We start from the raw sequence: 20,824 nt of genomic DNA, 5'->3' as shown, positions 1-20,824 counted from the left end.
GTCAGGCCGGCGGCGGCACGTCCTCCCCCGCGAACGTGATCGGCTCCTCGGCGGGGCCGTCCCAGCCGCCCGGTCCCAGGCGGCGCGCCAGCCGCGTCTCCATCGTCCGGAGCAGGCCGCCCACCGCCCGTGCGTTGCCGAAGTCGTGCGGGTGCGCGGCGCGTTGGGCGTCGAACCACGCGGCGGCGCAGTGCGCGGCGTCGTCCGAGAGCCGGTAGCGCTGGGCCGCCGCCTGGGCGCGGAGGATCTGCACCAGGTCGTCGGTCGGGTAGTGGGCGAAGTGCAGCGTCTCGCCGAAGCGGGAGCGCAGGCCGCTGTTGGCGTCGAGGAAGCGCTGCATCTCGCGCGGGTAGCCGGCCGCGATCACGACGAGCCGGCCCGGGTGCTCCATCATCTCGCGCAGGAGGGTGTCGACGGCCTCCTTGCCGAAGTCGTCGCGGCCGTCGCCGGGGGCGAGCATGTAGGCCTCGTCGATGAACAGCACCTTGTCGAGCGCGGAGCGGACCACCTCCCGCGTCCGCGGCGCGGTCTGGCCGACGAACTCGGCGACCAGGTCGGCGCGCGTCACCTCGACGACCTCGTCGGTGTGCAGGAGGCCCAGTGCGTGGCAGATCCGGCCGACCAGGCGGGCGACGGTGGTCTTGCCGGTGCCGGGCGGGCCGAGGAACAGCATGTGCGGGAGGGCGGTGCCGGGCAGGCCGCGGGCCTGGCGCAGGGCCAGGCGCTCGGTGAGGCCGATCAGGTACTCGCGGACCTCGCGCAGGCCGACCAGGTGGTCGAGTTCGGCGAGCAGGTCGGCCGTGGTGGGGACCGGCTTCGGGGGGTACGCCCGGTACCGCTCGGGCAGGTCCTGCGGCAGCAGCGGCAGGTGCACCTGCCGCTGGACGCGGCCGGCCCACGTGTCGAACAGGTCGTCGGCGAGCAGGCGCATCGCCCCCGCGTTGCCGAAACCCTCGCGGGCGACCCGGTGCATGCCGGTCACGACCTGCTCCAGCAGTTCGCGCGCCTCCTTCGTCGGGTTGAGCTGACGTTCCGTCAACATGCCGAACAGGATGGTGAGCAGGGTCGCCGGGTCGTAGTCGGGGAACTCGATGCACGCCCTGATCCGGCGGTCGAGGCCCGGGTCGGCGGCGAGGAACTCCCGCATCTTGGCGGGGTATCCGGCGAGCACCACGACCAGCCGGTGGCGGTCGTTCTCCATGCGGGCGAGCAGCGCCGTGATCGCCTGCCCGCCGAAGCCCTCCCGCTGGTCGCTGAGCGCGTAGGCCTCGTCGAGGAAGAGGACGCCGTCGAGGGCGCGGTCGACCAGGGCGTTGGTCCGTTCGGCGGTCTGGCCGACGTAGCCGGCCACCAGGTCGGAGGCGTCGGCCTCGATCAGGTGGCCGCGGCGCAGCAGACCGAGGTCGCGGTAGATCTCGCCGATCAGGCGGGCGACGGTGGTCTTGCCGGTGCCGGGGTTGCCGGTGAAGAGGAGGTGCTGGGTGGCGGCGTCGCGCCGGGCGGGCAGGGCGCGTTCGGCCTCGATCCGGTTGCGCAGGCGGCGCAGGTGACGTTTGACGGGCTCCAGGCCCGGCATGGCGTCGAGGCGCGTCCAGGGGCTCTCGTCGTGCGGCGTGACGGTGGTGACCAGGCGCCGTTCGAGGACGGTCCGCCGGTCGAGCGCGGCGCCGTCGGCGATGAGCGGACGCAGGTCCTCGCGCCACGCGGAGGCGCGGCGCGGGCTGCTCGCGAATGAGCGGACCAGCGGCGCCAGCTCCCGCCAGTCGCCGATCCGCAGGTGTTCGCGCAGGCGCAACTGCTGCACCATGCGGTCGAGTTCGGACTCGTCCGGGTAGCCGACCCGGAACGCCCCGCCCCTGGACGGCTGGTCGATCTCGGTGCGGAGGAAGGCGGCGAGCGCCGGGTAGACGCGGCGGTCGGCGACGACCCGCTCGACCTCCTCCAGAGTGGAGCGGCGGAAGACGAAGATCCACCGGTTGCGGCCGAGCCGGTCCTGGGCCCGGTCGGCGAGGGCGCTGGCCAGCTGGCGCGAGGCCTCGTTGTGGACCAGGGTCTCCTCGGCCTGGATGTAGACGACGGCGGTGCGCACCTCGCGCTGGCGCAGCTGGCCGAGGTGCGTCATGACCGCGAAGGGGTCGGCGATGCCGCCGGCGGGGGCGGGCGCCGCGGCCGGCGGGGGACCGGGCGACAGCCGGACGGCGCCGAGGGGTCCGCGCAGCCGCCGCATCGCACGGCCGGGCTGCGCGGGCTCGGGCTGCCCGCCCGGCCGGCTCAGCCGGCGCGACTCCGGGTCGCGGAAGTAGAGCGGGCGGCTGAGCGAGGAGTAGACGATGCGCTGGTAGCCCTCGGCGTGGAGCAGCTCCCAGAGGGTCTCCTCCAGGGTGCGTACCCGGTAGTCCGGGGCGACGAAGACGTCGTCCACGCCGGGGCCGTACAGGACGGTGAAGGGCTCGTCGGTGCTGAGGCGCAGGTCGCGGAAGCGTTCGCCGCGCGGTGGTGTGGTCACGCGCCCTCGCCGCGGGGCTGGTGCCGGAGGTCGTAGCGGGGGTCGTCGGTCCTGAGGTCGGGGGTGCCGGGTTCGAGCCGGGGCATCGGGACGGGGGCGTGCGCCTGGTGGCCGCCCGCCTCCAGCATCCGCCGCACCGCCTCGGCGCGGGCGCGCTGGTCGGCCTCCGCCTCGGTGTCGCGGTCGGAGGAGATCACCCGGATCACGTTGCGGCCCGAGGCCGGGTCGGCGGTGTCGATGTCGATGACGATCTCGCTGCCGGTCTCGTGCCGGAGCCGGGTGATGTGGGCGCCGCGCTGGTCCGCGCCGACGAAGTCGTCCTCGACGTAGGCGTAGAACGCGGTCTCGGCCAGCGCCTGGACCACCTCGTCGGCGAGGTTGACGCGGATCTGCGAGGCCAGCTGGCACAGGCGCGCCTGCCGGACGGTGTCGGCCAGCTGCGCCTCCAGGGCGGGCGCCTCCACCCGGCGGATGCGCTCCAGTTCCTCGGCGGTGGTGGCCTCGTCGCGGCAGCGTTCCAGCAGTTCGGCGAGGTGCTCGCCCAGTTCGCTCAGGGCACCGGCGGACCAGAAGTCCACGTCCAGGGAGTAGCCCGGGATCTCCTGCTGGTCCGGCCCGACGACCGGCAGCTGGGCGCTGCACCGCACCTGCTGCTCGACCAGCAGCACCGCCTGGACGGCCGCGGACTGCCAGGACCGGCGTAGCAGTTCGGCCTGCTCGATCCGGACGCGGAGCTCGCTGAGGGTGTAGTAGCCCTCCTGAGTGACCGCGAGCGCGGCGTCGTAGCGGCCGAGGTCGTGGTTGCCGCGGGCCTGGCCGAGGCGCATCCGGACGCCGGCCAACTCGCCCGGGGCGTAACGCTCGTGGGGGATGGTGTCGGCGATGAGGTCGGCCATGGACCCGGCGTCGTCGAGCCAGGTGGCGGAGAGCTGTTCGGCCCTGGTGCGGTCGTGCTGGAGCTCCTTGACGTCGGCGGTGAGTCCGGCGATCTCGGCGCGGCGCTCCCGGCGTTCGGCGGCCAGGTCGGTCTCGAACTTCCGCCGCTGCTCGTCGAGTTGCGTGCGCGTCTCGGCGCGCAGTTCCCCGGCCGTCTGCGTCAGCCGCTGGTGCAGGTCGGCGGCCTGCTGGTGAAGCCGCCGGTTGGTCTCCTCCTCCAGTGCGCGGTTCTGGTCGCTGAGCCGGCGGACGGCCTCCTCGCTCTGCTGCTGGCGGCGCCGCACGGCCTCGAACTCGCCGGCCATGTCGGCGCGGGCCTGCTCGCGCACGCCCTGGATGAGCTTGGGGAGGTCCCGGCGGACCGTCTTCAGCTCGTCGGCGCTCTTCAGCAGGCGGTACCACTGGGACTCGTCCACCTGGATCTGCTTGCGGCCGCTCATGGTTCCCTCCCGGGGTCTGCGTGCGCGATCCTGTTCCGTACGGTGGTGACGGCCGTGTCGAAGGCCTCCAGGAGGCCGGTGGGCGGCACGCCGACGAGCAGCGCCTCGGGCCCGTCGAGGGCGATCTCGGCGCTGCGCGGGCCGTTCTCGTAGTCGTAATCCTCGGCCTGGGAGCGGCTGTTGAGCCGGTGCACCCGCTGGTTGGTGCTGCCGCGCAGGCCGCGCCCGGCGTTGTGCGCGGCCACGTAGAGGCCGTCCACGAGCACGTCGACGAGGGCGAGCAGGCGGGGGACGTCCGGGTGCGGCGGGTGTTCGCGCAGACGTTCCAGTCGGTGGCCGGTGAAGCAGAGGACGGAGAGGTCCCGCCGGGCGCGCGCCAACTCGACGGTCTCGGCCAGGGCGGAGGCCTGGGCCATCGGCTCGCCGCCGGAGAGCGTCAGGCCGGTGACCCGCTCGTCCGCCAGCAGTTCGGCGGCGAGGGCCTCGGGCGCGACGAACCGGGCGGGCCGCTCGGGGATCCAGTCCGGGGACATGCAGCCGCGGCAGGTGAACGGGCAGCCCTGCACCCACACGACCGAGCGCAGCCCTGGGCCGAGCGCCCGCGTGCCGACGCGGGTCGCGGCGACGTTCACCAGGGCCGTGCTCATGACGGCCTCCCCGGGGGATCGGTCGGCGCGGGCTGGTAGACGAACGCCGTGCCCGCGGCCACCACGCGGCTGCCGGGGGCGCAGGTGACGGAGCTCGCGCGGGCCTGGGAGCCGTCCGGGCTGAAGTGGATGCGCAGGTCGATCCGGGAGCCGCGTTCGCCGATCCGGCGCCGGCCGCGCACGAGCCCGGCACCGCCCAGCGCCGGGCGCAGCTGCACCCGGCGGCCGGTGAGCGGGACGTGCTCGGGGATCTGCTCGCCGAAGGCCGGCTCGACGAGCAGCACGCCGTTCAGCGCGGGCCGGTACACCCGCAGCCACGCGAGGACGAGCACCAGCAGGACCAGCACCGGCAGGCCCACCAACAGCGGCAGGGTCGCGGCGGAGCCGACCTGCCCGGAGAGCTTCACCTGGAGGTCGGCGGGCTGGACCGTGGGCGGGATGTTCAGCTGGAGGTCCGGGCCGAGCACGGGCTGCCACGGCGAGCCGACCGTCGCCGTGACCTCCAGCGCGGCGGTCCCGTGCTCGACGTGCTGCGGGGTCAGCAGGCCGCTCTCGAAGCTGCCGGTGATCCGCACAGGGAAGGACTGGGTCGACCCGGGGGAGAGGAGGACCGAGGAGGGCAGGCCCGACACCCGGATCCGGCCGCCCGGCACGGTGACGCCGATGCCGTCGACGGAGAGCGGGAGACGGGCGGTGCGCGACGTGAACGAGAGCGTGCCCGTCGCCTCGCCCTTGCCCAGGTCGATCGTGTCCGGCCCCGACCAGGACACGGTGACGCCCTGGCCGAGGTCCGGCGCCAGCATCGCGCGGGCCTGCCGCAGGCGGGTGTCGTCGCCCGCGCGCTGCAGGTAGGAGCCGAGGTCCTGGATGCTGCCGGGCACGAGCTCCCGGGTGTCCGTGACGACCTGGCGCAGCAGTTGCGCGCCGGTCGCGCCCGTCGCCAGGGGCAGGGCGTAGCCGACGAGGTCGGTGTGCCCGGCCAGCTTGGCGGCGCGCGCGTGCAGGGCGGCCGTCCAGGTGGCGGTCGCGGCGACGGGGTAGGCGGTGCCTGCCCCCGGGGCGTTCTCGCCGTCCGTCATCAGCACCACGGAGGCGATCGGCAGGGCGTCGCTGCGCTCCAGCTCGCCGAGGGCGGCGTCGAGGGCCGCGCCGATGTCGGTGTCGCCGTTCGGACCGGGGGCGGCGGGCAGGCGGGAGAGGATGCCCGCCGGATCCCCGGCGGCGCCGATGTAGCGGGTGACGACGGTGTTGTCGAAGGTGTACAGGGCGACGTGGTCGGTGCTGGTGAGCCCGGCGAGGAAGGTCTGCAGCGTCTGGCGGACGGTCTCGTAGCGTCCCTGCTGCGTCATGGACGGGGACGTGTCGACGAGGACGACGTAGTCGGCAGGCTGGTGTTCGAGGCCGAGGGCCTGGTAGACCTCGGCGCGGGTGGGCCGGCTCGGGTCGGCCGCGTGTGCGGCGCCGGGCCGCAGCAGGGCCAGCGGGAGGAGGGTCAGCAGGAGCGCGGCCAGCAGTCGGGCCGTGCGCGTCGGTTTCAACGGCGGTCTCCCTCAAGGACGCTCGGCAGCTCGCCGAGCGGGTACTCGTGCGGCTCGCCGGAGCCGCCCGTGGGCCGCAGCACGAGCCGGGTGCGGCCGGTCGCGGCCATCGCGATCCCGACGTGGAAGCGTTCGCCCTCCCGGCTCGCGGGCAGGTTCACCGCCCCGACCCGTACGGCGGGCCCGCCCGCCGCGTCGCGGACCCGCACCTCGGCCTCGCGCGGCCGTTCGCCCGCGCCGCCGACCGCGAGCCGGCGGCCGCCGCGCTCGGCGAAGACGGTGGCGCCGCCCGGCACCAGGCGACCGGGCCCGCAGAGCGTCAACTCGGTGGCGGTGAGCCGCCCGTGGCGGACCCGCCGGGCGCCGATCAGCACCTCGTACGGGTACCGGTCGGCCGGGTCGACGAGCCCCGCGGCCACCAGGGCGGCGCCCAGGACGGCGGCCAGCGCCGGGTCCGCCGCCGCGGGCAGCTCGACCGCCCGCCCGGCCCCGGCGGCCGACCGCCGGACGGCGGCGATGCGGGCCGGGCCGCCCACGGCGACGACCGGGAGGCCGTCGAGCCCGGCCTCGGCCGCCGTGTGGCCCACCTGCTCGCGCAGCACGGCGAGGGCGTGCCGGGCCGTCCCCGCGGGCACCTCCCGGTCGCCGATCCACAGGACGGCCATGTCGTCGTAGCGCGCCGGGTGCTGCTCGGCCCGCGCGATGACGCGCTCCCAGCGGGCGGCGGCGCCGGGTGCGCCGCGGGCCGCGCGCAGCGCCGTGAGGGCCGCGTCGTCGGCCGGGCCACCGCCGGTGATCGCAGTGTTGAGGAGGGCGGCGTCGAAGGCCGCGCCGAGGCCGCCGTCCGGCGTGTGGCGCACGAACCGCCGGACGCCCACGCTGCGCTGCGCGGCGACGCACACGCTCACCTCGACGGTCGTCGTGCCGATCGCGCACACGGCCCATGTGCCGTCCAGTGCTTGGCCGTTGTGCCGGAGGAGGGCGAGGACGGCCGCGGCTGGGCGCAGTTCGATGACCGGCGTCGAGGGGCCGAAGGCCTCGGCGATCCGGCGGGCGTGGACCGGCGGCATGGCCTCGGGGGCGACCAGGACCACCTGGGAGGGCGGGCCGTGGCGTTCGCGGAAGGCGGTGCAGGCGGCGGCCAGTGTCCGGGCCGGGTCCCGCCCGGCCGGGACGGGTACGCCCTCGCCGGGTACGGTGCCGGGCAGTTCGGCGAGGGCGGGCAGGCGGTCGGGGCGGACGTGGGCGAGCCGGACGAAGCGCGCGCCGACGTCGACGGCGAGGGTCATCGGGCATGCTCCTTGGCGGTTCTCGGGGTCATTTGCCGAAGATCCGGCCGATGGGACCGCGGCGTTTGCCCGGTTGCGTTCCGGTGGGGGGCGAGGCCGAGCCGTGCCAGCCCTCGTAGCGGAGCAACTGCTGGGCGTACTGCTGGCGTTGCACTTCCTGGTGGGCGAGGTTGACGAGGGACAGGCGCAGCCGGGTGGCCGCCTGGGTCTGCAGGATGACGTGGTACAGCCGCTGGGCCAAGGGGTGGGCCCGGTACCAGAGTTCGGCGAGGAGGAGGTCCACCTCCTCGGTCTCCCACCTGATCAGGGCGGGCAGCAGCTCGGTCGCCAGGTCGATCGGGTATCCGCCGGCGTGCACGTCGGCGAGGGCGATGCCGAGCTGGACGGGGGCCGCCGGGCCGTGGAGGAGGTGGCGGACCTTGTTGCGGGCGTTGAGCGAGTGCATCCCGGGCAGTTTGTCGAGGGCGTCGGTCACCGCGGGCGGCAGGCCGAGTTCGAGCCAGACGGCCTCGCCGGCGAGCAACCGCTTGTCCAGGGCCTGCACCAGCGCCTCCTGGCCCCGGAGGTGGCGCTCCGCCAGCAGGCGCGTCACGGACCAGCGGCCGGGGTCGGGCCGGGGACCGAGCAGCGTCTCCACGACGCGCTGCCAGAGCGCGTCGGAGGCGGCCGCGGACAGCAGTTCCGACAGCCGGGCGGCGTAGGCCTCGGCGGGTCCGGCGCCCCGGCCGCGGGGGGGCGTGCGGCCCGGTGGCGGTGCGGGTTCCCGGGCGAGGAGCCGTTCGAGGCCGGCGACCGGTACGCCCTGGCCGTGGGCCGCGACCAGCCGCAGGAGGTCCAGCTCCGCCGCGTACTCGGCGCGCGTCGGCCCGGCCTCGGCCTCCAGGTACGCGGCCGACTGGGCCAGCTGCGCCGCGAGTTCGGGACCGCGCGGCCCGATGGCGACCTCCCAGTAGGACGGCCACAGGTGCGACACGACGAGCGGCCGCCGGTGCCGGACGGCGAGTTCGAGGAGCTCCTTCCAGAGTGCGGCAGGGATGGCCGACCCGAAGTCCGCCGCGTCGTTGACACGGACGAGGGTGCGGTCGTCGACGGCCCCGCACACGTAGGCGGTGAAGCGCAGCCAGCCCGTCGCGCTCGGGAGCCGCTCCTGCTTGGCGGCCCGGAGCAGGCGGTCGAGCGCCACCGGGTCCGGGCCGCCGCTGGCGAGCGCCGCGAACGCCCACTCGCGTCCGATCTCGGGGTGGGCGATCAGGACGCGGTCGGCGGGCTCGGCCTCGGCGCCGAAGGCCTGCTGGGCGGCGAGTGCCGCGCCGCCGATCCACTTCTGGCGCGGCATGGCCACCGGTCCCGGCCGGCGCGGGTCCGTCAGCGCCGTGAACAGCTCGGTGAACGCGGCCGAGCCGGGGCCGCGGAGCTCGCGGAGCAGGTCGAGCCAGGCGAAGGCCTGGGCGAAGCCGCGGTCGGGATCCTGGTCCGCGAGCACGGATTCGGCCGTCCACTCGGGGAGTTCGGCCGGCCAGTGCTCGCCCAGCAGACGGACGGCGTGCTCGTCGCACGGGGCCCCGCTGCCGGGGCGGGCGGCGCGCGCGAGGAAGAGGAAGAGGTCCCGTCGGCCGTCGGCGTCGAGCCGCCCGAGGCCCTGTCGTTCGAGGACGTGGGCGACGTCCTCGATCCGGGCGGTGCCCTCGCGGATCGCCGCCACCACGGCGTCGACGAGGTCGACCTCGCGCAGGACGCGCAGCATGCCGGGGCCGTCGCTCCAGTGGATCGGCGCGGTGGCGGCCAGCAGGTGGGCGACGAGCTCCCTGCTGGTCCAGCCCTTGGCGCGCAGGCGCTTCAGCTCGGCCAGGTAGGCGGCGGCCCCCGGATCGGTGGGCTGGGCGGTGGCCGTGCCGTAGCGGACGGCGGTGCGGCCGGTGCGGGCGCTCTCGGCGAAGGTCAGCTGCACCTTGTGGTCGGAGTCGCCGGTCCAGCTCGCGCCGCTGAGCCAGTGCCGGCAGCCGTAGGGCAGCAGCGCGGCGATCGCGTCGACGATCCGCACCCGCTGCTCGGGGGTGGGCAGGCTGCGGCCGTCGGCGGTGATGGTGATCCGGTGCCCGTCGGTGAGCAGGGCGGCGACGCAGGCCGTCCAGTCGAAGCCCACCTCCTCGATGACGGCGGCGAGTTCGGCGGCCGAGGAGGAGACGGACAGGCCGCCGAGGTCGAGGCGCAGCGGTCGGGCCGGCCCGTCGTCCGGGCTCGGCCAGCGCACGGCGGCGGCCGCGTCGGTGAGCGCGGACCACGTGACGCCGCGCGCGGCGCCCTGGGCCCATTCGACGAGCAGCAGGCGGGAGGTGACGATCGGCGCGCCGGTGCCGTCGCTGGTGCCGTCCCAGCTCTGCTCGATCAGGGCGCAGGCCGCGGTGCGTTCGCCCTCGACGCCGCTGAGGAAGACGCGCCAGGGCAGTCCGCCGCTCTCGTCGGGGCGGCGGACCTCGGGGGTGCCGGTCTGCGCGCCCCACAGGTAGCGCCGGGCGCGGTCCTCGTCGAGGCTGGCGGCGAGGAGCTCGTAGCCCATGGCCCGGCCCGGGTGTTTTCCGAGGACGGCCCAGTGGGCGGTGACGGGTTCGGGTTCGGGTCGTCGCCGCGCGTCCGGTTGTTGCGTGTCGGGTCGTTCCACGGCGGTCACCGCAGCTTGATCTTGCGCGAGCGGATGCGGCGTTCGAGGTCGATCAGCGGCTCCAGCACGTTGATGGGCTGCGGGGAGGTGGCGATGCGGGGCTCCCCGCCGACCTGCTCGACGTTGGCGTAGAGGCGGTAGTCGAAGATGCCGTCGGCGTTGAGGCGGAAGCCGATGGCGGAGGTGGCGTAGTAGGTGATGCGGTCGGGGTGGAAGTAGGTGTGCAGGGCGTCGCGGACGAGGGAGGCGCTGGAGCCGCGGAAGGTGTCGCAGATCCAGGCGAAGTAGCCGGCGGCGAGTTCGGAGGGCACGCGCGGGATGCGGGCGCCGACGCCGTCCTGGGTGACCCAGCGCGCCTCGACGGAGGGGCGGAAGAGCACCGGGTCGTCGAACTTGGCGACGCACACGGCGATGTGGTGGGGCAGCCGGCCGCCGATCATCCCGCGGCTGTCGCGGACGCGGCTGGTGATCGCGTTGAGGGTCGCGTAGAAGAACTCCAGGCTCTGGGTGGAGTGTTCGCGGTCCAGGAGCGGGTCGAAGAGGTAGACGATGCCGCCCGCCGAGGCCAGCTGGTCGACGATGGTCTCGTGGCCGGGATGCTCGGGGCGGAAGACCTCGCCGCTGACGTCGTGGATGTCGAGCACGAAGCCGATCTGCCTGGTGCCGGCCAGCTTGCGCGGCTCCTCGCCCTGGAAGGACCAGCTCATGCCCTGGGTGGCGGAGGTGGCGCCGGGGAAGCCGCGGTCGACGGCGAGCAGGCGCATGCCGCGGTTGAGGAAGTCGATGGCCTCCTTGGTCATGCCGCTGATGAGCCAGTTGCCCTTGCCGTGCCGGGCGTGCTGGATGGCGGCGATCGGCAGGGAGGAGAGGAAGGTGGTCTTGCCGGAGCGCGGTGCTCCCCACAGGCCGATGCGGACGGAGCCCGGCCCGTCGGGGCCGATGCGGCCGGGCGGCGCGGGCAGCGGCAGCGGCGGCAGGTTGCCGTCCTGCGCCTTGCCGTTCGGGGCGGGGACGGTGGCGGCGTAACTGTCGGGGATGGTGGGTTGGGGTGGGCCGAAGGGCCGCAGGCCCGGTCCGCCGACGGTCTGCGGGCCCTCCCACGCCGGGCCGGCGTCCGACTCCGGCGACCGGCCGTCCTTGGACGCGGCGCCCTGGTCGGACGAGGGGGCGGGCTGGTTGGACATCGGGGGTCTCCTCGGTGCGGCGGTCAGAGCAGGGAGCGGGCCAGGGCCAGCCGGCAGGGCGGCCCGTCGACGTGCCAGGGCGGGAGCAGGTCGAGGGCGGTCACGGCGGGCGGCTGCCCGGGCGGGAGGGCACCGTCGGTGCCGATCGTGTGCCAGGCCAGGTCGGTGTGGTCCCACAGGGGTTGGCGGGCGAGTTCGGTCGGCCGTCCGGCGGTAGGGCCGTCCCGCCGGGCGAGGACGCGGACCCCGGCCTCGCGCAGCCCGGCCAGCTCGGCGCGCCAGTCGACGCCGAGCGGGCAGGCGGGCACCGAGTCCCGCTGGGTGGGCTCGCCCGGCGGGCGCGCGCCGAGGATCACCGCGGTGCGCTGCGGGCGCGGGCGGCCGGGCGGCGCCCACGGCGGCGCGGTGGCGAGTTGCCGCAGCGCCTTCAGCGCGTCCTCCAGCGCCGAGGTGGTGTCCCGGCGGCGGCGCAGCGGGCGCCAGCGGGCGAGCGTGGCGAGGGCGGCGGCGGGCGGGCCGAGGGGCAGGGTGTCGAGCAGGGTGCCCCGGGGCGCGTACGGGCTCTCGCGGACGTGGTGGTCGTAGTAGCCGACGAGGCCGACGTCGACGCCTGCGGCGGCACCCTCCGGGCCGCTGAGGGCCGTGACGAGGTCGCGCGCGTGGTCGATGCGGGCGGTGGCCTCGTCGGGCGAGGCGGCGTAGCAGAGTTCGACGGCGAGGAGGAGGTGGAGGCGGGGCGGGCGGGCGAGGCGGCGGGGGAGGGCGGCGATGATCGTGTCGAGGTCGGCGCGGACGGGCTCGGCGGTGGAGCCGTCGGGCAGCAGCACCTCGACCTCGCCGGGGCCGTGCAGCACGAAGGTGAGGTCGGCGGAGCGCAGTGCGGGCAGCCGGACGCCGTGGGCGCAGACGGCGTCGTGCGGTGTGTCACTGCCGGCGGCGACGACGGGGAGGGTGACGATCGTGTCCGCGTCGACGCCGCCGTGGACGGTCACCGGCACGGTGACGGTCTCGCCGGGGCGCAGCCGGGCACCGGCCGGGAAGAGCAGCTTGGCCTCGGGGCGGACGGCGCCGCTGAGCGCGTCGACGTCGGCGAGCACGAGGGAGTGGTCGCGGTGCAGTGGTGCGCCGCGCAGGAGGCGGCGCACTCCGGCCACGCCGCCGGTGGTGGGGCCGAGTTGGGCGTCGGGCGCGCGCAGCGTGCGGGCGGCCGCGGCGGCGCGGGCGAGGAGTGGCCAGTCGGGGCGCTGGGTGAGCAGGACCGTGCGGTGGCGCCGCCCGTGGGGGAGCAGGGTGGCGAGCAGGCGGAGGACGGCGTCGTCGAGGACGGTGCGGTCGACGGGCGGGTGGGTGCCGATGCCGCCGGCGAGCTGGAAGGCGCGGTCGGCGGGGTCCTCGGCGAACCCGGGTGCGAGGGCGGTCCACGCGGCGCCGCCGGCGTCCACGGTGCGGGGGATGCCGTTGCGGTCGGCCTCGGCCCGGATCAACCCCACGCGTTCGTCGGTGAGTTCGACGAACCAGAGGACGGCGTCCGGGTGTTCGACGAGTTCCTCCAGGAGCCGGTCCCACGCCGGGCCGGGCTCGCCGGCCGGTCCGGGGTCGCCCGCGGCGAGGACGGCGGCCTGCTCGTCCCATTCGGCGCGGGCGGCGGCGAGCGCCGTCTCCTCGCGGCGGAGGTCGTCCGGGGTGGGTTCGCCGAGGTGGACCTCGTCCTCCAGCCGCCAGCGGCAGCTTGTGCAGAACTCGCGGCCACCCTGCGGACCGTGGCAGACCGGACACGCCCGATCGACCCCGTTCGAGCCCCCGATCAACTTTGGCCTCCAGCTCGACACGCGCGCACGGACCGCCGCAGAGATCGGCCGAAAGCCGCCGTCTCCCCGTCGGGGCACTCATGGTGGCACAACACCCGGTCGAGCAAAGGTCGTTCGGTCAAACGGTACGGACCGGTTACTCCACCGCAGCGCAACACGGAAGATGCCGCAAACCGGACGCGCCGCCGAGCATGTAACCGTGCCGCCGTACGGGACGGCGGGGTGTGGAGGGGAAACATGCCGACGGTCCTGGGAACGCTGCGGCGGCTGGCACTGGCGCCCTCGCCGGCGGAGGTGACGTTCGCCCGGCGCGGGTTCCCGGTGGCGGCCTCGCCGGTGACGCGCCGGCTGGAGGCGGTGCCGCAGGCGGTGGTGTGCGGGTTCGAGTGGGGCATCGAGGCCCGGGGGCCGCGCGAGGTCGAGGACCGGCTGCGCCTGGTCGACGCGGAGCAGCGCGGGTTCGCCTTCGAGGGGGCGACGATGGCCTTCACGGTCCTGGACGCGATGGGCCGCGGCCACCGCACCCGTGACCTCCTGACCGGGGCCGGGCAGCCGCACGTCTTCCTCGCCTACATCGGGATCGGGTTCGCGATGGCGCGCCTGCCCCGGCGGTTGTGGTCCAAGGTGTTGCCGGACCTGTCCGGCACGCCGTACCACCCCACGATGAGCTGGCTGGCCGTCGACGGCTACGGCTTCGACCTCGCGTACTTCCACACCCGGCGCTGGGTGGACGAGCAGCGGGTGCCCAGTCCGTACCCGTGGCAGGGCGCGCCGGGCTACTTCCCGCGTGCGGTGGACCAGGGGATCGGGCGGGCGCTGTGGTTCATCCACGGCGCGCAGCACCGTCAAGTGGCGTCGGCGGTGGCGAAGTTCGCCGAGCACCGGCAGGCCGACCTGTGGAGCGGGGTGGGACTCGCCGCGACGTTCGCGGGCGGGTGCGGCGCCGCGCAGCTGAAGGAACTGGCCGACGAGGCGGGCGGGCACCGCGCGGATCTGGCACAGGGGTCGGTGTTCGCCGCCAAGGCACGGGTGTACGCGGGCTTCGTCCCCGAGCACGGCGAGGAGGCCTCGCTCGCGCTCACCGGCCTGCCGGCCGCGGACGCCGCGGCGCTCGGCGACGAGTGCGCGGTGTTCGCCGACGCGGCCTCGCCCGCCGACCCGCCGGCGTACGAGGCGTGGCGCGCGAACGTCCGCAAGCGGTTCGCCGCGCCCGCCCCCCGCAATTCGGGAAGCTGAGCATTTCGGGAGAAGGACCAGAGCATTCGCGAAGAAGCGGCCGTCCGCCGGAACGGGAATTATCCAGGGTAAGGCTCGTCAATCTCCGTACCACGGAAAGGAGAGCAGAGTGCCAAGCCCGTTGCGGACACTACGGCGGCGCGTGCTGACGCCGAACACTGCCGAGACCAAGCTGGCCAGGCGCGGTTTCCACGAGAAGTCTCCGGCGGCCCGGGAACTCCTCGAAACCGTCGGGAGCCGTTTTCTCGAAGGATATGCGTACGCGGTGGAGTCCGGTGCGCCGGCCGAGGCGGAGCACCGGCTGGAAACCGTCCCGACCCGATTCCGCGGTTTCGCCTACGAGGGGGCCGGCATGGGATTCGCCATGCTGGACGGGCTGCCGCTGCAGGGCCGCGGCTGGGTGGGGGGATTCCTCGCCGGGCGGGGGGCCGACCACCACTACATGGTGTACGTCGGAATCGGCTGGGCGATGGCGCGGCTGCCGCGTTTCCGCTGGCCGGACATCACCGGACTCGACCCGCTGCTGCGCTGGCTGGTGCTCGACGGCTACGGATTCCACCAGGCGTACTTCCGCACCGACCGGTACGTCCACGGCCGTTTCCGGGAGCGGGCGTTCCCGTGGCCGGCCGACGACTCGCCCGGGTACGCGAACCGCGCGATCGACCAGGGCGTCGGCCGGGCGCTGTGGTTCGTCGGCGGCACCGACCCGGACGTCGTGGCCGGGCTGATCGAGAGGTTCCCCGAGCACCGGCACTCCGACCTGTACGGCGGCGCCGGCCTCGCCGCGGCCTACGCGGGCGGCGTGGACGAGGCGGAGCTGGGCGCCTTCCGCGAGCGGGCCGGCGTCCACCGGGCGATGGTCGCCCAGGGCGCCGCGTTCGCGTGCGAGGCCCGCATCCGGGCCGGGCTGCTCGGCCCGCACACCGAGCTGGCCGCCGAGGTGCTCTGCGGCACCGACGCCGCCGCGGCCGCCAAGGTCACCCAGGACCTGCGCCCCACCGGGCGCTCCAACGGCCCGGAGCCGTCCTACGAGGCCTGGCGCCAGGCCGTCGCCGACACGTTCGCCACCGCTGGAAGGAGCTGACCGGTGCCCACCCTCCTTGGCCGGGTCCGCCTGCAACTGCCCGGCATCATCGCCGTGCTGGCGATCGTCGCCGGCTACTTCCTGGTGCTGCCGCCGACCACGTCGGCCGCCGAGCAGGACGCGATGGCGAGCCGCTTCCACTTCACGCCGCTGCCGATCGAGCTGCCGCCGGCGGCGAAGCAGCAGACGATCCGCACCGTCAACAAGGACTACGAGCACATCCGCGCCTGGATCTCCTCGGTCGGCGCGGCCATCACCATGACGGACCTGCGCGGCACCGGCAAGTCCGGTGACCTGTGCCTGGTCGACACCCGTACCGACCAGGTCGACGTCACGCCCGTGCCGGGCTCCGACGGTCCGCACTACGCGCCGTTCGCGCTCGACCCGTCCCCGCTGCCGATGAACGACCACATCGCGCCGATGGGCTGCGTGGCGGGCGACTTCAACGAGGACGGCCGCACCGACCTGCTGGTCTACTACTGGGGCCGCACCCCGGTCCTGTTCCTCGGCAAGCCCGATGCCACCCGGCTCGACGCGCACGCCTTCGAGCCCGTCGAGCTCGTGCCCGGCCCGAACGCGACCGACGGCACGTACACCGGCGCGCAGTGGAACACCAACACCGCCAGCATCGCGGACTTCGACGGCGACGGCCACCAGGACCTCTTCATCGGCAACTACTTCCCCGACGGGCCCGTCCTCGACGACCGGGTGAGCGGCGGCGTGGTCATGAACCACTCGATGTCCCACGCCCGGAACAGCGGCGGCAAGTACATCTGCCGCTGGACCGGCGGCAACGCGGCGGACAGGCTCTCCGCCAGGTTCGAGTGCTCCGACGACGCCTTCCCCGAGGAGGCCAAGCACGGCTGGTCGCTCGCCTCCAGCTCGATCGACCTCGACGGCGACCAGCTGCCCGAGCTGTACGTCGCCAACGACTTCGGCAACGACCGCCTGCTCTACAACGTCTCCACCCCGGGCCACCCGAAGTTCGAGGTCGTCACCGGGCCGCGCGACGGCTCCACGCCCAAGTCCAAGATCCTCGGCAACGACTCCTTCAAGGGCATGGGCGTCGACTTCGGCGACCTCGACGGCAAGGGCCTCTACGACCTGTTCGTCAGCAACATCACCACCTCCTTCGGCATCGAGGAGAGCAACTTCCAGTTCATGAACACCGCCCGCGACAAGGCCGACCTGCGCGCCCAGCTCGCGCACGGCACCGCCCCGTTCAAGGACCGCAGCGCCGAGGACGGCACCGCGTGGTCCGGCTGGGGCTGGGACGTCAAGATGGGCGACTTCGACAACAGCGGCCGGCTCGCGATCGTCCAGGCCACCGGCTTCGTCAAGGGGCAGACCAACCGCTGGCCGCAGCTGCAGGAACTCGCCACCGCCAACGACGCCCTGCTCGACAACCCGTGGTGGTGGCCCAGGGTCGAGGCGGGCGACGACATCGGCGGCGACCAGACCCTGCGCTTCTTCGTCAAGGGCGCCGACGGCCACTACAGCAACCTCGCCGGCCGCCTCGGCCTCGCCGTGCCGGTGCCCACCCGCGGCATCGCCACCGGCGACGCCTACGGCGACGGCAAGCTCGACTTCGCGGTGGCCCGCCAGTGGGACGCCCCCGTCTTCTACCGCAACGACAGCCCCGACACGGGCTCCTACCTCGGCCTGCGGCTCACCTACGACACCCCCGGCGCCGCCGGACCGACGCCCGCCCCCGGATCCCCGGTGATCGGCGCCGAGATCGAGGTCACCACCCCCGACGGGCGCAAGCTCATCGACCGCGTCGACGGCGGCAGCGGCCACTCCGGCAAACGCAGCCACGACGTGCACATCGGCCTCGGCAAGGGTGTCACGGGCCCGATGCCGGTCAAGCTCCAGTGGCGCGACCGCGACGGCCAGGTGCACCAGCAGACCGTGACGCTCACCCCCGGGTGGCACTCGCTCCAACTCGGCAGCCAGGCCAAGGAGAAGTGACGGACATGGCAGACAAGGCCCCCACCACCACGCCCGCGGCCCCGGCGGCGCCCGTAGCGGCCGCCGGTAGGTCGGCCACCGCCTCCCGGCACGAGCCCAAGGTCGTCATCGCGCTGCGCCGCTTCGCGATCTCGATCACGATCTTCAACATCCTCGGCTACACGGTGCTCGGCTTCGAACAGCCCTGGACCTGGCCGCTGATCGCCCTCGCCACCGCCTACAGCACCGAGATCGCGCTGGAACTGGTCGGCGCCAAGGCCGAGGGCCGGCGCCCGCGCTTCCTCGGCAACGGCCTGCCCGGGGTGCTGGAGTTCCTCTACCCCTCGCACATCACCGGCCTCGCGCTCAACATGCTGACCTACGTCAACGACCGGGTCTTCGTCATGATGTTCGGCGTCGTCTTCGCGGTCAGCGCCAAGTGGGTGCTGCGGGTGCCGGTGCGCGGCCGGCTGCGGCACTACATGAACCCGTCGAACTTCGGCATCGCCGCCATCCTCGTGCTCTTCCCGTGGGCCAGCATCGCGCCGCCGTACCACTTCACCGAGCACACCAACACCCCGTTCAGCTGGCTGATCGTGCTCGGCATCCTGATGTCCGGCACCATCCTCAACGCCAAACTCACCGGCCGGACCTGGCTCATCGCCGGGTGGCTCTCCGCCTTCGCCCTCCAGGCCGTGCTGCGCGGGCTGATCTTCGGCACGTCGATCCAGGGCGCGCTCGCGATGATGACGGGCGTCGCGTTCGTCCTCTTCACCAACTACATGATCACCGACCCCGGCACCACCCCGTCCAAACCCGCCAACCAGATGGCCTTCGGTGCCGGAGTCGCGCTGATCTACGCCCTGTTCATGGTCGCCCACATCGCGTACGGCATCTTCTTCGCCACCGCCCTCACCTGCCTGATCCGCGGCCTCTACCTCTGGTACGTGCACTTCCGCGACCGCGGGCAGCAGGAACAGCAGGCCACCCGGCTGCGGACGGCCGCGACCGGCAGGACGGCGGCAGGGGCGAGCGGAAAGGTCGCGGCGTGACCGCCACGGCCCCCCGCCGGGTGCCGCCCGGCCCTCCGCGCCGGGCGGCCCCGACCCTGCTGCGCCGCCTCGCCGGCGACCGCCTCGCCCTGATGCGGGCGGCCGCCACCGAGTACGGGGACGCGGTCCGGATCTCCATCGGGCCGAAGACCCTCTACTTCTTCAACCACCCCGACCACGCCAAGCACGTCCTGGCCGACAACGCCGCCAACTACCACAAGGGCATCGGGCTGGTCCAGGCCCGCCGGGCCCTCGGTGACGGCCTGCTCACCAGTGAGGGCGAGCTGTGGCGCAAGCAGCGCCGCACGATCCAGCCGGTCTTCCAGCACAAGCGGATCAGCCGGCAGGCCGCCGCGGTCGCCGAGGAGGCCGCCGAACTCGTCGCCCGCCTGCGGGCGTTCGAGGACGGCCGGCCGGTCGACCTCCTCCAGGAGCTCACCGGGCTCACCCTCGGCGTGCTCGGCCGCACCCTGCTCGACACCGACCTCGGCGCCTTCGAGTCGATCGGCCACGAGTTCGAGGCCGTGCAGGACCAGGCCATGTTCGACATGGTGACGCTCGGCGCCGTGCCCGGCTGGATCCCGCTGCCCACGCAGCGGCGATTCCGCCGGGCGCGCGTCGAACTCCAGCGCGTCGTGGACGCGTTGGTCGCCGAGCGGAACGCCCGCGACGGGGGCGCCACGGGCGACGACGCGCTGTCGCTGATCATCGCGTCCGCCCACGACGAGCCGGACCCCGCGGTCGGCCGGCAGCGGCTGCGCGACGAGATCGTCACCCTGCTCCTCGCCGGGCACGAGACCACCGCGAGCACCCTCGGCTGGACCTTCTACCTGGTGGACCGTCACCCCGAGGTGTTCGACCGCCTCCACGCGGAGGCCGTCGAGGTGCTCGGCGACCGCCCGCCGGAGTACGAGGACCTGCACCGGCTGCGGTACACCTCCCGCGTGGTGGAGGAGGTCATGCGCCTCTACCCGCCGGTCTGGATCCTGCCCCGGCAGGCCCAGGCCGACGACGAGATCGGCGGGTACCACGTGCCCGCCGGCTCGGACGTCCTGATCTGCCCGTACACCCTGCACCGCCACCCGGCGTTCTGGGACGCCCCCGAGCAGTTCGACCCGGACCGCTTCGACCCCGACCGGGTCCGCCCGGAGGGCGCCGGCCCGGAGCGCCCGCGCTACGCCTACCTGCCGTTCGGCGCGGGCCCGCGGTTCTGCGTGGGCAGCCACCTCGGGCTGCTGGAGGCGACGTTCACGATCGCCGTGATCGCGCGCGAGCTGCGGCTCGCGAAACTGCCCGGCCACCGCGTGGTGCCCGAGCCGATGCTGTCGCTGCGCGTGCGCGGCGGCCTGCCGATGACAGTGCACCGTGCGCGGGGCTGAGCTGCCCCCCGGATAGCCGGGCCCCGGGGAGTCGGCAGAGAGACGGACGAGGGGCCCATCGTGCTCGGTGGGCCCCTCTGTCGTGTGCGGCTGTTCCGTCCGCTGCCGGTCCGACCCGCCGTCCGCTGCCCGGCGACGGCGCGCGAACCCGGGTCAGGCGGTGCCCGCTCGCGCCAGGCCGGCGCGCACGGCAGCCGTCCGGACGTCCATCAGCGCCAGCAGCACCGGAGGGTCGACCGTGTGCTTCGGCCGCATCACCACGTCGGCCGGGATCAGCGGGACGTCGGCGCGCACCTCGATCGGCCCGACCGAGCCGACGAACACCTCCTGCTCGCCGAGCAGGACCTCGTCGAAGGCGGCGGGCACGGAGTGCGCGAGCAGGTACCACGTGCCGGGGGGAACCCCGTCGATCAGATACCGCCCGGGGCCGGGGAGCACGACGCAGCCGGCCGGACGGCCCTGGGGAATGCGGGTGGGGAAGAGGCCGAGGAACACTTGTCCGAGTAACCCGGCGACGGCGCTGCGCACTTCACCCCGTACGGAGGAGGTCTCGTCGGCCGCGTGGCCCTCGATGCCGATCCCGGGGGTGTAGCCGCCGAGTTGGCGGAACATGGTGGGGGAGATACCGACACTGGCCGCGAAGCGGGAGCTGAACGTCCCGACGCTGTTGTACCCGACGTGGTGGCTGATCTCGGTGACGGTGAACGTCGTTTCCAGCAGGAGACGTTTGGCCTCCTGTATCCGGATCGCGGAGAGGAACCGCCGGGGCGACACCCCCGTGACGCGCTGGAATTCTCGCGAGAAGTGGAATTTGCTGTACATCGCGGCGCGCGCCATGTCGTCAATGGTGAGAATCTCACCAATGTTTTCCTGCATGGTCTCGATGGCGCGAGTCACGGCCTGTTCGATAGCCGGCTTCATTGCTACCCCAGATTCTAGGAGCCGCTTTCGGTTCGACAGTTGTAATGCCCTGGCGCCGACCTGACCAGCATTAACCGCGGTCGTCTGGTCCCCCCCTCGGCAGCGTCAGTGCCCATGTTCAACCCACCCCCCTCCGCCCGGGAACGTTCAGCGGTTCTTCACCGCGGGTTGGCGAGCGGTCTCGGTCACCCAGGA

14 protein-coding genes are annotated in these 20,824 nt (G+C 74.1%); 5 read left to right on the top strand and 9 right to left on the bottom strand.

Translation table 11 applies throughout. From position 1 onward, the window contains the following. Position 1: 1 nt before the first annotated feature. Genes ACWCXH_RS01625 through ACWCXH_RS01590 form a run of 8 tightly spaced genes read right to left on the bottom strand, consistent with a single transcriptional unit; the run spans position 2 to position 13,007 of the window. The gene (locus ACWCXH_RS01625) at positions 2-2,506 is read right to left on the bottom strand and encodes an AAA family ATPase (RefSeq protein ID WP_449799289.1); all 2,505 of its coding nucleotides are present in this window, start codon (positions 2,504-2,506) and stop codon (positions 2-4) included. Next, the gene (locus tag ACWCXH_RS01620) at positions 2,503-3,882 is read right to left on the bottom strand and encodes a hypothetical protein (protein ID WP_449799288.1); all 1,380 of its coding nucleotides are present in this window, start codon (positions 3,880-3,882) and stop codon (positions 2,503-2,505) included. The genes ACWCXH_RS01625 and ACWCXH_RS01620 overlap by 4 nt, the downstream gene beginning before the upstream one ends. Beyond that, positions 3,879-4,529, bottom strand: coding sequence for a 4Fe-4S single cluster domain-containing protein (locus ACWCXH_RS01615; protein ID WP_449799287.1), 651 nt, complete (start codon positions 4,527-4,529; stop codon positions 3,879-3,881). Before ACWCXH_RS01615 ends, ACWCXH_RS01620 begins: the two co-directional genes overlap by 4 nt. Continuing rightward, positions 4,526-6,067: a vWA domain-containing protein gene (locus tag ACWCXH_RS01610; RefSeq protein ID WP_449799286.1), complete on the bottom strand. Its 1,542-nt coding sequence runs from the start codon at positions 6,065-6,067 to the stop codon at positions 4,526-4,528. Before ACWCXH_RS01610 ends, ACWCXH_RS01615 begins: the two co-directional genes overlap by 4 nt. Beyond that, positions 6,064-7,356, bottom strand: coding sequence for a hypothetical protein (locus tag ACWCXH_RS01605; RefSeq protein WP_449799285.1), 1,293 nt, complete (start codon positions 7,354-7,356; stop codon positions 6,064-6,066). Before ACWCXH_RS01605 ends, ACWCXH_RS01610 begins: the two co-directional genes overlap by 4 nt. A gap of 28 nt (positions 7,357-7,384) precedes the next feature. Beyond that, positions 7,385-10,015: a hypothetical protein gene (locus tag ACWCXH_RS01600; protein ID WP_449799284.1), complete on the bottom strand. Its 2,631-nt coding sequence runs from the start codon at positions 10,013-10,015 to the stop codon at positions 7,385-7,387. Positions 10,016-10,020: 5 nt separating this feature from the next. After that, positions 10,021-11,199, bottom strand: a complete 1,179-nt coding sequence (locus ACWCXH_RS01595) for a hypothetical protein (RefSeq protein ID WP_449799283.1) — start codon at positions 11,197-11,199, stop codon at positions 10,021-10,023. A gap of 23 nt (positions 11,200-11,222) precedes the next feature. Beyond that, a complete protein-coding gene (locus ACWCXH_RS01590) occupies positions 11,223-13,007 on the bottom strand; it encodes a hypothetical protein (protein WP_449799282.1) in 1,785 nt (594 codons plus the stop codon). Positions 13,008-13,244: 237 nt separating this feature from the next. Here ACWCXH_RS01590 and ACWCXH_RS01585 point away from each other — a divergent pair, with 237 nt between their 5' ends. From ACWCXH_RS01585 to ACWCXH_RS01565, 5 genes are all read left to right on the top strand, one after another. Further along, positions 13,245-14,243: a DUF1702 family protein gene (locus ACWCXH_RS01585; RefSeq protein WP_449799281.1), complete on the top strand. Its 999-nt coding sequence runs from the start codon at positions 13,245-13,247 to the stop codon at positions 14,241-14,243. A gap of 109 nt (positions 14,244-14,352) precedes the next feature. Next, positions 14,353-15,327, top strand: a complete 975-nt coding sequence (locus tag ACWCXH_RS01580) for a DUF1702 family protein (RefSeq protein ID WP_449799280.1) — start codon at positions 14,353-14,355, stop codon at positions 15,325-15,327. Positions 15,328-15,450: 123 nt separating this feature from the next. After that, on the top strand, positions 15,451-17,298 hold the full coding sequence (locus ACWCXH_RS01575; RefSeq protein WP_449799363.1) for a CRTAC1 family protein: 1,848 nt from the start codon (positions 15,451-15,453) through the stop codon (positions 17,296-17,298). Between the two features lie 5 nt (positions 17,299-17,303). Continuing rightward, complete coding sequence (locus ACWCXH_RS01570) at positions 17,304-18,329, top strand: enediyne biosynthesis protein (RefSeq protein ID WP_449799279.1); 1,026 nt, start codon at positions 17,304-17,306, stop codon at positions 18,327-18,329. A gap of 92 nt (positions 18,330-18,421) precedes the next feature. Further along, positions 18,422-19,708 (top strand): cytochrome P450, encoded by a 1,287-nt coding sequence (locus ACWCXH_RS01565; protein WP_449799362.1) that lies wholly within the window; start codon positions 18,422-18,424, stop codon positions 19,706-19,708. A 153-nt stretch (positions 19,709-19,861) separates the two neighbouring features. Here the strand turns inward: ACWCXH_RS01565 and ACWCXH_RS01560 are convergent, their stop codons facing one another. Continuing rightward, the gene (locus ACWCXH_RS01560) at positions 19,862-20,629 is read right to left on the bottom strand and encodes a helix-turn-helix transcriptional regulator (protein ID WP_449799278.1); all 768 of its coding nucleotides are present in this window, start codon (positions 20,627-20,629) and stop codon (positions 19,862-19,864) included. Positions 20,630-20,824: the final 195 nt, after the last annotated feature.

Source organism: Kitasatospora sp. NPDC001660 (assembly GCF_053596725.1).
Note: the sequence above shows the minus strand (reverse complement) of the source record. Positions and strands in the feature narration are given on the sequence as shown.